Origin of the sequence: Paenibacillus sanfengchensis, from assembly GCF_036864765.1 — a bacterium.
GTDB lineage: Bacteria > Bacillota > Bacilli > Paenibacillales > Paenibacillaceae > Fontibacillus > Fontibacillus sanfengchensis.
In genome coordinates this window covers 39,787-53,404 of sequence record NZ_JBAGJC010000023.1, presented here as the reverse complement: position 1 = coordinate 53,404, position 13,618 = coordinate 39,787, and the positions used below count along the sequence as shown (strand labels likewise).

Annotated in this window: 9 protein-coding genes and 1 tRNA gene; 8 read left to right on the top strand and 2 right to left on the bottom strand. The window is 51.7% G+C overall.

The features are described 5' to 3' along the window. Positions 1–116: 116 nt before the first annotated feature. Both V4U84_RS25820 and V4U84_RS25815 read right to left on the bottom strand, forming a co-directional pair. On the bottom strand, positions 117–1,169 hold the full coding sequence (locus V4U84_RS25820; RefSeq protein WP_334076942.1) for an IS4 family transposase: 1,053 nt from the start codon (positions 1,167–1,169) through the stop codon (positions 117–119). 1,233 nt (positions 1,170–2,402) lie between these two features. Then, positions 2,403–2,476: transfer RNA gene (locus V4U84_RS25815), tRNA-Arg, on the bottom strand. A 139-nt stretch (positions 2,477–2,615) separates the two neighbouring features. Between V4U84_RS25815 and V4U84_RS25810 the strand changes: the two genes are divergently transcribed. The 8 genes from V4U84_RS25810 to yihA all read left to right on the top strand — a co-directional run bounded on the left by V4U84_RS25810 (position 2,616) and on the right by yihA (position 13,551). Beyond that, a complete protein-coding gene (locus V4U84_RS25810; RefSeq protein WP_334076040.1) occupies positions 2,616–3,551 on the top strand; it encodes a hypothetical protein in 936 nt (311 codons plus the stop codon). A 210-nt stretch (positions 3,552–3,761) separates the two neighbouring features. Next, positions 3,762–5,174, top strand: coding sequence for a trigger factor (gene tig, locus V4U84_RS25805; protein WP_334078202.1), 1,413 nt, complete (start codon positions 3,762–3,764; stop codon positions 5,172–5,174). A gap of 254 nt (positions 5,175–5,428) precedes the next feature. Further along, positions 5,429–6,019: an ATP-dependent Clp endopeptidase proteolytic subunit ClpP gene (gene clpP / locus V4U84_RS25800; protein WP_148457252.1), complete on the top strand. Its 591-nt coding sequence runs from the start codon at positions 5,429–5,431 to the stop codon at positions 6,017–6,019. 12 nt (positions 6,020–6,031) lie between these two features. Continuing rightward, entirely contained in the window at positions 6,032–7,288 is a 1,257-nt protein-coding gene (gene clpX / locus V4U84_RS25795) for an ATP-dependent protease ATP-binding subunit ClpX (RefSeq protein ID WP_334076038.1), read from the top strand. 194 nt (positions 7,289–7,482) lie between these two features. Continuing rightward, a complete protein-coding gene (ispG, locus tag V4U84_RS25790; RefSeq protein ID WP_334076037.1) occupies positions 7,483–8,601 on the top strand; it encodes a flavodoxin-dependent (E)-4-hydroxy-3-methylbut-2-enyl-diphosphate synthase in 1,119 nt (372 codons plus the stop codon). 150 nt (positions 8,602–8,751) lie between these two features. Next, a complete protein-coding gene (gene lonB / locus V4U84_RS25785; protein WP_334076036.1) occupies positions 8,752–10,470 on the top strand; it encodes an ATP-dependent protease LonB in 1,719 nt (572 codons plus the stop codon). 118 nt (positions 10,471–10,588) lie between these two features. After that, positions 10,589–12,925: an endopeptidase La gene (lon, locus tag V4U84_RS25780; protein WP_334076035.1), complete on the top strand. Its 2,337-nt coding sequence runs from the start codon at positions 10,589–10,591 to the stop codon at positions 12,923–12,925. Positions 12,926–12,939: 14 nt separating this feature from the next. Next, a complete protein-coding gene (gene yihA / locus V4U84_RS25775; RefSeq protein ID WP_334076034.1) occupies positions 12,940–13,551 on the top strand; it encodes a ribosome biogenesis GTP-binding protein YihA/YsxC in 612 nt (203 codons plus the stop codon). Positions 13,552–13,618 lie beyond the last annotated feature (67 nt).

Below are 13,618 nucleotides of genomic sequence, written 5' to 3'. Positions count from 1 at the left end.
TTTTCCATATCGATTTTTAAGTAATTGGCCAAAAAATGAAGGGGGTCAGAAAATAGATGCGTTATTCCATTTTATGGATATTAACTTTTTGTTCTATTTTGCCTCTTCACTCAGCTTCATTTTCTTCTTGGCTTGATCATTCCAACCGATGTGTTCATAATAGGCGGTTCCTTGTACATTTTTGTACTCCTTTGACGCCCTTTGTTGTTCTGGCTTTTACTCCTTCGATGAAGCTCGGATTCAAGTAGCAAATTAGGTTTCTCCCATAAAAGACGAAGTGATTGAAGCACTTCCCACAAACTCATTCGGGTTCCACTGATCACATGAATGAGCATGGCCATAGCATAAGCGATCAAAGCGATAAAGATCTGGTTCCCTATCCCTTGAGGATCATAGCTATACAGCTTCACTAATCGCAAATGCTGCTTCATCCACTTGAAAAATAGCTCGATCAGCCAACGCTGCCGATAGATGTCCGCGATTTCCTCAGCACTTAGGTCAAAGCACGAAGTAGCCAGACGATACTTGCGCCCCTTTTCATCCAAAAACTCTACAAGGCGTAAAGAATTCTCTGTCTTGCGAAAGGCACTCCCTAATTGAACGATAGCATCTCGGATGATGTTTGAATCCGGATGAACCGGCAGCTCTTGCTCCACCTGCCAAACCCTATGTTTTTCGTTGATTCGAGTTACGAATTGAACTTTTTGCTCTAGCCAAGTATCGAACTGTTTATACTTCACATAACCGCGATCCATCACGTATATTGTGCCGTCATCTTCGACCAGAAAGTTCATGGTTTCGTAGTCACTCACATTCCCCGTAGTAGGGATGGCCTTCTCAGGAATGACCTCTTTCTCTTCATTTTTAGTCAAAACCAAGACTCGAACATGAATTTTGATTTGAGTGTGGTCACGGGTTACGTACGCCCAGTTGGCCAGTGTCGCCGGAAGTCTTAGACAAGTCGAGTCGATAATCCGAATCTGTGTGCCCTTGATTTCCGATGGAGCTTTCTGCTTGACCTTGCCGATGAGTTCAAGGAATAGACCTTCGAGTATCTCGGTAGGAATCATCTTTAGACGCCTGGAGATTTGAGAACTACTGATGCTGGATAGTTCCAGACTTTCCTGCAGCGTTGTGCTTGTTCGAAGTGGCTTGAGAAATGTGTTCATAAGAATCCCACTTAGCGAGTTGGGAGGCTAAAATTAACTTGATACTTTTTAAGGTAGTAAGCTTGCGAACACGATGATCGGAAATTGGAAAGCTAAAATTTTCTTCAGAAATATAAGAAAAGCATTGACGAATCACAGATAAATTGTGTATGTTACCCATGGTTGGCTCCTTTTGTTGAGATGAGTTATGGGTAACGCATCTAACTCAACAATAGGAGCTTTTTTTATTTTATTCCATGAAAATAACATATAAATTAACATATTTAGTAAATACTGTTCCGTTAATTTCTTGTGTCAGGTTTAATGCAATGCTAGTGCCTTTTGGGACGTTAATTCGGCCCGATTCGGCTCCGAGGGAATCATAGCGGTCAAAGGGCCTTATTCCCCTGATGCGGGCCCCGAAATCAGGTTTTGGCCCGCTTTTTCCCTATATAAGGCCCTAAAAAGCAATGACGTTGCATTAAACCTTCCTTGATGCTGCCCATTTAGGGCCAATCCGCCGCTTTGGCAAGCAACATGTCGAACTTAGATCGTCTCCCCCTCTAAATCATGCTAACGGTCGCCACGGCCCCTATTTGCCCTGTTTGCGCTGACTCCAAATTCTAACGGTCGCCACGGCCCCTATTTCATATAAGTATGGCTGTTTTGGTCGAAATAAAGGTAAATAACGGTCCACACGACCGTTAAAATCCCAATACGTGATTCAATCGCAACATAACGGCTCTCACGGCCGTTAGACTTCCTAACTGCAGAACCTTGTTTAGAGGCCTGTACTTATTTCGAAGTTCTCTAAAAGAGATTAAGGCATCAAGCTCCGTTGTAATCATGTGTCAGGGTTAATGCAATGCTAGTGCCTAAAAAGCGCTTATTTCACTCGACCCAGCCAAATTCGACAAAATAGCGCCGCATATGGCACTTATTCACCTACCGGCTTTTCAAATAGCAAAGCTGGCCGCTGACAATATACGGCCTAAATTCCTCCCAAAAACGTGGGGGCTCGCTCCGACGAACCCCTACCGGGGTTCTCATCCCCATTGGACGCAAAAAAGCCGGTTCACGTATGAACCGACTTTCTTCTTACGTCCCAGGAGGGATACTCGCGCTGCTGCGCGAGACTCCGCTCGTCCTTCCCTGCTAAGCGCGGGAGGTCTCGCTCCGACGAACCCCTACCGGGGTTCTCATTCCCAAGGGACGCAAAAAAGCCGGTTCACGTATGAACCGACTTTCTTCTTACGTCCCAGGAGGGATTCGAACCCCCGACCGACGGCTTAGAAGGCCGTTGCTCTATCCAGCTGAGCTACTGGGACATGATACATAAAAAACAGAAGCAAAAAAGATTATATCATGGCAAATTAGTTTGCGCAATAGGGTGGCTGGGATTTGCTATAATGGGATGATTTTTGCCTTCTTTCATCTCTATGCTATAATCTCAATAAATTAGACCGGATGAAAGGAGGTGCCCTTATCAGCGACACTCACAACCAGAAGGACAACGTGGTCTTGTTTCCCAAAACCTTGGATTTTTACCAGATTGAATTGACGAGAATGCTGGAGACCGAGCGATACGGCGAGGCTGCCGAGCTTCTGCGGTTTTTATTGCAATGCCAGGGCCAGGACGACAGGCAGTATGCGGAATGGAGGAACTTGTTGGATTGGCTCACGGACGCGTTTCCCATGCTACAGGATGAAGCGGCGAACCACACCGGCCTATCGGACGATGAGGAAGAGGACGAGGATGTCATAGCCCGGCGGCATGTCGAGGCCAAGATGGCCGAGGATCATCAATACGCCGACAAGCTTTTGCGGGCGGTCATCGGGAAGCCGATGTCGGAGCAGACGTTCCTTGCGCTGGAGCAGCTGGCTTATCTGGATCGGCCGGAAGTCGACGAGGCGCTGATTGATTGGCTGAGCCGACAAGAACTGCATCCTTTGCTTCAATATCGGGTACTTCAAATCTTAAAACGCCGCGGGGCCCATGGTGTCGTTTCGTTTTTTCGCTTTGGGGAGAAGGTGGAGATCGAAATCGAATCCGTGCCGATCAAGCCGGAGGATTTCCCTGCACCGGTTCAGCATGTTCTGGAACGCGTTGGCGATCAGACCCAGGTTCATGATCCGACGTTGTTTTATTTTGCCCAGGAGCTTTGGACGCAGTTTGTTATGGCCATTTACGGGACGATGGATTACAGGTCGCTGCTGAGCGATGAGGACAGCATGATCGACATCTGGGCCGCCGCACTCCATCAAATGGTCGCGGACAGCTTGCCGGGCGGGATTCATGAAGAGGAGATCCGGAGTTTGTACGGCATCACCGACAATTTGCGGCTGCGTTTCGAGCAAGCTTGCCGGTCCATGCGGCAGTTCGTAACGGCGGGGCTGAAGTAATGAACAATGTTTACAATAAAAACCGGTAAATCTGGAACCCGAAGGGGAACCTACTAACAGCTCTTGTAAAATGCTGTATTGTTGTTTATAATATAGTGGTTATTCTCGAACGTGGACTAAGACAGCTATACTGAAACCAAGATAGCTGCTTTATCGCGCGATTCGGTTTCAGTATTCAGTATAAGTGAAATTTGGAGGGGAAAGCATAAAATGAAAGCAACTTGGGAAAAAATAGAGAAGAACCTCGGCGTTCTCGAGGTTGAAGTGGAAGCGGAACGCGTTGCCGCTGCACTGGATAAAGCTTTTCAAAAAGTAATTAAAAAAGTAAACGTACCCGGATTCCGTAAAGGTAAAGTACCTCGGTCGATCTTTGAGGCCCGTTTCGGTGTGGAAAGCTTGTACCAAGACGCCATCGATATTTTGCTTCCTGAAGTTTATACTGAAGCGGTTGATCAAACGGATATTTTCCCGGTAGACCGCCCGGAAGTGGATGTTGAGCAATTTGCCAAGGGACAACCTTTCAAGTTTAAAGCTAAAGTAACCGTGAAGCCTGAAGTGAAGCTTGGCGACTATAAAGGTATCGAAGTTCCTGCAACTAACACCGAAGTTGGCGAAGAAGAGTTGAGCGAAGAGCTTACCCGCATGCAAGAACGCCATGCCGAGCTCGTCGTGATCGACGAAGAAGCTGCACAAAACGGTGATACCGTTGTCATCGACTTTGACGGCTCCGTGGACGGAGTTCCGTTCGAAGGCGGCAAAGCCGAGCGTTATTCCCTTGAACTGGGCAGCAACACCTTCATTCCTGGTTTTGAAGATCAGGTTGTGGGACTGGCTACAGGCGACTTTAAGGACGTAACCGTTACTTTCCCTGAAACTTACCATGCTGAAGAGTTGGCGGGTAAAGAAGCGGTATTTAAAGTGAAAGTTCACGAAATCAAGCGCAAACAGCTTCCTGAACTGGACGACGAGTTTGCCAAGGACGTAAGTGAATTCGATACGTTGGACGAATACAAAGCGGATCTGAAGAAACAATTGGAATCCCGCAAGGAAAAAGAAGGCGCATCTGAACGCGAAAGAATTCTCGTTGACAAAATCGGCGAGAATGCCGAAGTGGAAATCCCGCAAGCCATGATCGACAGCGAAGTGGAGAACATGGTACGCGACTTCGATAACCGTCTCCGCGCCCAAGGCATGAACCTGGATATGTTCCTCGGTTTCTCCGGCCAAACGGTTGAAGATTTGAGAGAACAAATGAAGAACGACGCCGAGAAGCGTGTTCGCAACAACCTGGTGCTTGAGCAAATCGCGAAAGCCGAGAAAATCGAAGCGACGGAAGAGGAAGTCAACAAGGAGCTTCAGGATATGGCGGACGCTTACAAGCGCACTCCTGAGGAAATTCGTAACATCCTTGCCGCGAACGGCTCGCTGGGAAGCGTGAAAGAGGACGTTCTTCTTCGCAAGACGATTCAGTTCTTGACGGAAAACGCCAAGGAAGTTCCCGCCGAGCAATTCGAAACGGCGGAGAAATCCGAGGAAGCCGACAAGCCGGCCAAGAAAGCGACGAAGAAAGCGGCCAAAGCGGATGATTCCGCAGCGGAAGAGAAACAAAACGAAGAAGAATAAGTCCTTGCCCGCAAGGAGCTATTTGATCATACAACACAAGGCAAATGCTAAGGCACGTATAACTTAATGCGTGCCTTAATTTTTCACCTTTTATCCATACAATTATTTCCACCCGGGAATAGGATATCCCTATCGGTTATATATTGTAAATTCAAACACATAAACTGTATGGGGTGAAAAATGACATGCGCCTTTGAACGTGATAAAATAATCTAGGGCGCAGGAAATTTGATAATAGAAAAGAGGTTGGTCACATGAGTCTGGTACCTATGGTCGTGGAACAAACAAACCGGGGAGAACGGTCTTACGATATTTACTCTAGACTGCTCAAGGATCGCATTATTTTCTTAAGCAACGCGATTGACGATGACGTAGCCAATCTCGTGATTGCCCAACTGTTGTTCTTGGCAGCCGAGGATCCGGATAAAGACATCCATCTGTACATCAATTCTCCGGGTGGTTCTGTCACTGCGGGGATGGGTATATATGATACGATGCAGTACATTAAACCCGATGTGTCAACGATCTGTGTGGGCATGGCGGCCAGCATGGGCTCGCTTTTGCTGACGGCAGGCGCTCCGGGTAAGCGATTTGCGCTTCCGAACAGCGAAGTGATGATTCATCAACCGCTCGGAGGAGTTCAAGGGCAGGCGGCGGATATCAAAATTCATGCCGAATGGATTATCAAGACACGGGAGAAGTTGAACCAAATCTATGTGGATCGGACGGGTCAACCCCTTGAGAAAATCCAGCGCGACACGGACCGTGATTTCTTCATGAGCGCGGAAGAGGCTAAGGCCTATGGGATTATCGACCAGGTCATCAACAAGCCGATTAAACCATAAAGGGGTGTTTACATGTTTAAATTCAACGATGAAAAAGGACAACTGAAATGCTCATTCTGCGGAAAATCGCAGGAACAGGTCCGCAAACTGGTTGCCGGGCCGGGCGTTTATATATGTGACGAATGCATTGAATTGTGCACGGAAATCGTGGAGGAAGAGCTCGGACATGAGGAAGAGCTCGATCTCAAGGAAATTCCGAAGCCGATGGAAATCCGCGACATTTTGGATCAGTATGTTATCGGTCAGGAGCAAGCGAAGAAGTCGCTTTCCGTGGCGGTTTACAACCACTACAAGCGGGTAAATTCGCAGAGTAAGAACGATGACGTCGAGCTGCAGAAGAGTAATATTCTGCTCTTGGGACCGACAGGTTCGGGGAAAACGCTTTTGGCGCAAACGATGGCGAAGATTCTTAACGTTCCGTTTGCGATTGCCGATGCCACATCGCTTACGGAAGCCGGTTATGTGGGCGAGGATGTGGAGAACATCCTGCTGAAGCTGATCCAGGCAGCGGATTACGACGTGGAGAAAGCGGAACGCGGCATTATTTATATCGATGAAATCGATAAAGTGGCCCGTAAATCGGAGAACCCGTCGATTACGCGCGACGTTTCCGGGGAAGGCGTACAGCAAGCTCTCTTGAAAATTCTCGAAGGTACGGTAGCTTCCGTTCCGCCGCAAGGCGGCCGCAAGCATCCGCATCAGGAGTTCATTCAAATCGATACGACGAACATTTTGTTCATCTGCGGCGGTGCCTTTGACGGTCTCGAGCAAATGATCAAACGCCGGATCGGTAAGAAGGTCATCGGGTTTAACACGGCAAACGACGGACAAAAGGACCTGAAGCCGGGCGAATATCTGTCGATGGTCTTGCCGGAAGACCTCTTGAAATTCGGTTTGATTCCGGAATTCGTAGGGCGTTTGCCGGTCATTTCTACTCTGGAGCCGTTGGATGAAAAGACGCTGGTCCGCATTTTGGCGGAGCCGAAGAATGCCCTCGTGAAGCAATACCAGAAGCTGCTTGAGCTTGACAACGTCAATCTTCAGTTTGAGCCGAAGGCGCTGGAAGCCATTGCTCGCGAAGCGATCAAGCGGAATACCGGCGCGCGCGGATTGCGTGCGATCATCGAAGGCATTATGCTGGACGTGATGTATGAGGTGCCGTCCCGCGATGACATAACCGATTGCGTCATTACCGAAAAAGTCGTGATCGAGAAGACGTCGCCGGAACTCGAAGGCAATAAGAACAAGAAGCAGGAAGAGAGCGCGTAAGGCGGAAGCCGGATCGCTTACAACCCAAGTTTTCCATCACGCAGCAGGAATGGCCCTTTGGGGCCTTCTTTGCCTTTAACGGACCTTTTCCGTTATTCTGCGATTAATCTAAAACGGCACACCACACTTGCTTCGGAGTTTGTTGTCTGACTTGAAGTGCAGTGAGATTTGGCGTTATGGGGGGAGGCCAGAATATGTTCTTGAGACAAGATACGCGACCGGTGAAGGTCGGCAATCTGACGATCGGCGGGAGCAATGAAGTCATTATCCAGAGTATGTGCACGACCAAAACGGCGGATGTCGCCGCGACGGTTGCTGAAATCCACCGGTTGGAGGAAGCCGGCTGCCAGTTGGTTCGCGTGACGGTGAATAACGAGGAAGCGGCTGCGGCCATCAAGGAAATCAAGAAGCAGATTCACATACCGCTTGTGGCCGACATCCACTTTAATTACAAGCTGGCTCTGCTGGCTATCGAGAACGGGATTGACAAGGTACGGATCAACCCCGGGAACATCGGTCGGCGCGAGAAGGTCGAAGCCGTCGTTAAAGCCTGCAAGGAGAGAGGCATTCCGATTCGAATCGGCGTAAACGCAGGCTCTTTGGAGAACCACCTTCTGGAGAAATACGGGTACCCAACGCCGGAAGCGATGGTGGAAAGCGCGTTATTCCATATCGGAATTTTGGAAGAACTGGATTTTCACGATATCATCGTCTCGCTGAAGGCCTCGGACGTACCGATGGCCATTGCGGCGTATACCAAGGCGGCGGAAGTTATTCCTTACCCGCTTCATCTCGGCATCACGGAAGCCGGTACGCTCTTTTCCGGTACCGTGAAGAGTGCGGCCGGAATTGGGGCGCTGCTCTCCATGGGGATCGGTTCGACCGTGCGGATTTCGCTCAGCGCCGATCCGGTTGAAGAGGTCAAAGTGGCCCGTGAATTGCTGAAAACGTTCGGTCTGATCACAAATGCGGCCACGCTCGTGTCCTGTCCCACCTGCGGTCGCCTGGACATTGATCTGTTCTCGATCGCCAATGAGGTGGAGGACTATATCGCCAACCTGAAAGTACCGATCAAAGTCTCGGTACTGGGATGTGCGGTCAACGGTCCCGGCGAAGCCCGGGAGGCCGATATCGGGATCGCCGGTGCGCGCGGGGAAGGATTGTTATTCCGTTACGGAGAAATGATCCGTAAAGTACCTGAAGCCGAGTTGCTTTCCGAGCTCAAGAAAGAGATCGACCATATCGTCGAGGTGTACGAAGCGACCGGCGAAATTCCGGGGCGGAAGGAACATCGGTCGTTTAGCGCGAAATAAGTCTGGATTTTACAAAGCCGTGGGCTGTCATTTACGATAGTCCGCGGCTTTTTTTGCGAAAAAGATATGATTCTTCCGTGTGGGTCGTTTTATGATGGGGTGAAAGGGCTATACTACCAAGTATCAGTCAAAGTGGGGAGGTTCTGTGACATGGATCTGAGTGTCATTCTGATGTCCGTTCAAATGTTTTTTGCTGTAGTCATCGGCCTGTATTTCTGGAATCAGCTGCGCAATCAAAAAGGAAACCGGACGGCGGTGGACCGCGAATCTCGCAAGGAGATGGAGAAGCTGCGCAAGCTGCGGGCGATTTCGCTGACGAAGCCGCTTGCGGAGCGGACGCGTCCGGCTTCATTGAGCGATATCGTCGGCCAGAAGGATGGGCTTCGTGCCTTGAAGGCGGCGCTGTGCAGCGCAAATCCGCAGCACGTGATCATTTACGGGCCGCCGGGCGTAGGCAAGACCGCTGCGGCACGCGTGGTTATGGAGGAGGCGAAGAAGAACCCGGTCTCCCCTTTTAAAACCGACGCGAAATTTATGGAGATCGATGCCACGATCGCCCGGTTCGATGAGCGCGGGATCGCGGATCCGCTGATCGGATCGGTGCATGATCCGATCTATCAAGGGGCCGGGGCGATGGGGGTCGCCGGTATCCCGCAGCCGAAGCCCGGGGCCGTAACCAAGGCCCACGGAGGGATTTTGTTCATCGATGAGATCGGTGAACTGCATTCCATCCAGATGAATAAGCTGCTGAAGGTGCTGGAAGATCGGAAGGTGTATTTGGAGAGCGCCTATTACAATTCCGAGGATACCGGTACGCCGGCGTATATTCATGATATTTTCCAAAACGGCTTGCCTGCCGACTTCAGGCTCGTGGGCGCGACGACGCGCTCGCCCCAGGAGATTCCGCCCGCGCTGCGTTCCCGATGTATGGAGATCTATTTCCGGCCGCTGCTTCCGGAGGAGATCGCGCAAATCGCCGAGGATGCCGTGAAGCGAATCGGATTTCAGCCTTGCCCGGAAGCGGTGGAAGTCATCAAGAAATACGCCACCAACGGCCGTGAGGCGGTTAACATGGTGCAGTTGGCGGCAGGACTCGCGCTGACGGAGAAACGGGATCACCTGCTGGCGGCGGACCTGGAATGGGTGGCCACAAGCAGCCAGCTGGTACCTCGTCCGGACCGGAAAATTCCGGCGCAGCCGGAAATCGGGGTCGTCAACGGGCTGGCCGTTTACGGGGTCAACATGGGCACGCTGCTGGAAATTGAAGCGACGGCTGTTCCTGTGGAACCCGGCAAAGGCATCTACAATATCACAGGTGTAGTGGATGAAGAGGAAATCGGAGGGGGGACTCGGACGCTTCGGCGCAAGAGTATGGCCAAAGGCTCGGTCGAAAATGTGCTGACCGTGCTGAAGCGGATCGGTATCGACCCTTCCGGCTATGATCTGCACATTAACTTTCCGGGAGGGACGCCGATCGACGGTCCGTCAGCGGGTCTGGCGATCGCGACGGCCATCGCCTCGGCGATTAAACGGATTCCGGTGGATCACCGCGTCGCCATGACGGGAGAAATCGGTATCCATGGCAAGGTTAAGCCGGTCGGCGGTGTGGTCGCCAAGGTGGAGGCCGCTTTTCAGGCCGGGGCAACCACGGTGCTTATTCCGAAGGATAATTGGCAGACTCTTTTTGAAGGCTTGGACGGATTGCGGGTCATTCCCGTTGAATCGGTCGGCGAAGTGTTCCGGCATGTCTTCGGCCCCGAAGCCGAGAAGGACTTCGGCTTTATGTCGGGTGGAGAGCTGTTTGCGCCTTTGCCGGCGCCGGCGCCTTTTCTGCATGCCGAGTCGCCTCCATCCAACGGCGTGGTCTGACCGGGGTTGGGTTCTGGGCGGCTGCCGTTTGGGCAGCCGCTCTTCATTGGTGTTTTCATGTAACATTTGTTAAAATAGGAATGATATCTTAACGAGAACGTTTGGAGGTGCGAAAACGATGGGACCCCATAAATCCAGAGGTCGTCGTTTTCCTTTGCTGCCTTTGCGCGGCCTTCTCGTCTACCCGAGCATGGTGCTTCATTTGGATGTAGGCCGGGAAAAGTCGGTGAAGGCGCTGGAGAAGGCGATGGTCGACGACAATTTGATTCTCCTCTGTTCTCAATCCGAAGTGAACATTGAAGAACCGACCCAGGAAGACATTTTTCGTATCGGTACAGTCGCGAAAGTTCGGCAAATGTTGAAGCTGCCGAACGGCACCATCCGGGTGCTGGTCGAGGGGATGGAACGTGCCGAGATTGTGGAATATTTGGATAATGAAGAGTATTACGAGGTGATTGCCAAAGAGCGGCCGGAGGAGGATACGACCGATCCGGAAGTCGATGCGTTAATGCGCACGGTGCTCACCCAATTCGAACATTATATCAATTTATCGAAGAAGGTTACCCCCGAGACGCTTGCGGCGGTTTCGGACATTGAAGAAGCGGGCCGCCTCGCCGACGTCATTACGAGCCACTTGTCCCTTAAAATTAAGGATAAGCAAGAGATTTTGGAGACGATCGACGTCCGAAAACGCCTGGAAAAATTGCTCGACATTTTGAATAACGAGCGAGAAGTGCTGGAGCTGGAGCGCAAAATCAGCCAGCGCGTCAAGAAGCAGATGGAGAAGACCCAGAAGGAATACTATCTGCGGGAACAGATGAAGGCGATTCAGAAGGAACTCGGCGAGAAGGAAGGGCGGGCCGGCGAAGTCGAGGAATTACGGGCTTTGCTCGAGGAGAAGAACCTGCCGGAGAAAGTCCGCGAGAAGACGCAGAAGGAGATTGACCGGCTGGAGAAGATGCCGGCCAGCTCCGCTGAAGGCGGGGTTATCCGCAATTATGTGGACTGGCTGCTGAGCTTGCCTTGGGACGAGAAAACCGAGGATGACCTGGATTTGGCCAAAGCGGAGCAGGTGCTGAACGAAGATCATTACGGACTCGATAAACCCAAAGAGCGCGTTCTGGAGTATCTGGCGGTACAGAAGCTGGTGAAGAAGCTCAAAGGGCCGATCCTCTGTCTAGTAGGGCCGCCAGGGGTGGGTAAGACTTCGCTCGCCCGCTCGATCGCCAAATCGCTCGGACGCGAGTTCGTGCGGATTTCTTTAGGCGGAGTTCGCGATGAAGCGGAGATCCGCGGGCACCGGCGGACCTATGTGGGCGCGATGCCGGGGCGGATCATCCAGGGGATGAAGACGGCCGGGACGCTGAATCCGGTGTTCCTGCTGGACGAAATCGATAAGATGGCCTCCGATTTCCGCGGGGATCCGTCATCGGCGCTGCTTGAGGTGCTCGATCCCGAGCAGAACAACACGTTCAGCGATCACTTCATCGAGGTTCCTTTCGATTTGTCGAACGTCATGTTCGTGACGACCGCCAATGCGGTCCATAACATTCCGCGTCCGCTCCTGGACCGGATGGAAATGCTCTATATTCCGGGCTACACGGAATTGGAGAAGCTGCAAATCGCTACCCGTTACCTGCTGCCCAAGCAGAAGCGGGAGCATGGGCTGGAGCCGGAGCAGTTGGAGATCGGCGAAGAGGCGCTTCTCCGCACCATCCGGGAGTATACCCGGGAATCGGGGGTGCGGAATCTCGAGCAGCAGGTTGCCGCTCTGTGCCGGAAGGCCGCCAAGAAGGTGGTATCCGAAGGGCTGCAGGAGATCACAATCGGCCCCGAAGAGATCAAGGACTATCTGGGTGTGCCTAAATACCGGTACGGCGTAGCGGAGCTCGAGGATCAAATCGGTACGGTGACCGGACTCGCTTGGACGGAAGTAGGCGGAGAGACGTTAGTGATCGAGGTCACCGTCGTCCCCGGCAGCGGGAAATTGACGCTGACAGGAAAGCTCGGCGACGTGATGAAAGAGTCCGCACAAGCGGCTTTTAGTTATACGCGTTCGAAAGCCTCGGAGCTGGGGATCGCTGCCGACTTCCATGAGAAGAACGATATCCATATTCATATCCCTGAAGGGGCGATCCCGAAAGACGGACCATCCGCGGGCATTACGATCGCCACCGCGCTGATTTCCGCGTTAACGGGTCGCCATGTATCCAAGGATATCGCGATGACCGGAGAAATTACGCTGCGCGGACGCGTTTTGCCGATCGGCGGTTTGAAGGAGAAATCGCTGGCCGCGCATCGCGCAGGTTACAAGAAAGTCCTGCTGCCGAAGGATAATGAGCGCGATTTGCGCGATATTCCGGACAGTGTGAAGGACGATATGGTGTTCGTGCCCGTATCCCATATGGACCAGGTGCTGGAACATGCGCTTGTGGAGCAGCCGGAAGTGCATTAGAGAGGATTGAAACGATGAAGATAACCAGTGCAGAATTTGTGATCAGCGCTGTAGGACCCAGCCAATACCCTGAAGACGCCTTGCCGGAGATCGCTCTGGCAGGGCGTTCCAACGTCGGGAAGTCCTCGCTGATCAACCGTATGATCAACCGTAAGAACTTGGCCCGGACCAGCTCGACTCCGGGGAAGACCCAGCATTTGAACTACTACCGGATCAATGACGAAATCTACTTCGTCGATTTTCCCGGTTACGGCTATGCCAAGGTGTCCAAGTCCCAACGTCAGGTTTGGGGAAATATGATCGAAAAATATTTGCTGGAGCGGGAAACGCTCCGGCTAGTCCTGCTTGTCATCGATTTGCGCCATCCGCCGTCCAAGGATGACGAGCTGATGTATGACTGGTTGAAGCACTATGACTTGCCTGTCTGCGTGGTGGCGACGAAAGCCGATAAAATTCCGAAGTCCCGCTGGCAGAAGCACTTGAAGGTAATTCGGGAAGCGCTCGTAATGCGTGCGGGCGATCAGATCGTTATGTTTTCCTCCGAGGAAGGCATCGGTCGGGACGAGCTATGGTCGCAAATATCCCGTTATGCGATGCCAGACAGCTTGGACACTCCCAAAGAGTGAATTAGAAAAAATTGCATAAATCGATGGATCAAGAAGGGATTCGGAGAACAGTCGGCAGGAAAGTGAG

Excerpts from the sequence above, each read along its gene's own strand:
- V4U84_RS25820 (WP_334076942.1), bottom strand. The coding sequence starts at position 1,169 with ATGAACACATTTCTCAAGCCACTTCGAACAAGCACAACGCTGCAGGAA.
- V4U84_RS25810 (WP_334076040.1), top strand. The coding sequence starts at position 2,616 with ATGAAAGGAGGTGCCCTTATCAGCGACACTCACAACCAGAAGGACAAC.
- tig (WP_334078202.1), top strand. The coding sequence starts at position 3,762 with ATGAAAGCAACTTGGGAAAAAATAGAGAAGAACCTCGGCGTTCTCGAG.
- clpP (WP_148457252.1), top strand. The coding sequence starts at position 5,429 with ATGAGTCTGGTACCTATGGTCGTGGAACAAACAAACCGGGGAGAACGG.
- clpX (WP_334076038.1), top strand. The coding sequence starts at position 6,032 with ATGTTTAAATTCAACGATGAAAAAGGACAACTGAAATGCTCATTCTGC.
- ispG (WP_334076037.1), top strand. The coding sequence starts at position 7,483 with ATGTTCTTGAGACAAGATACGCGACCGGTGAAGGTCGGCAATCTGACG.
- lonB (WP_334076036.1), top strand. The coding sequence starts at position 8,752 with ATGGATCTGAGTGTCATTCTGATGTCCGTTCAAATGTTTTTTGCTGTA.
- lon (WP_334076035.1), top strand. The coding sequence starts at position 10,589 with ATGGGACCCCATAAATCCAGAGGTCGTCGTTTTCCTTTGCTGCCTTTG.
- yihA (WP_334076034.1), top strand. The coding sequence starts at position 12,940 with ATGAAGATAACCAGTGCAGAATTTGTGATCAGCGCTGTAGGACCCAGC.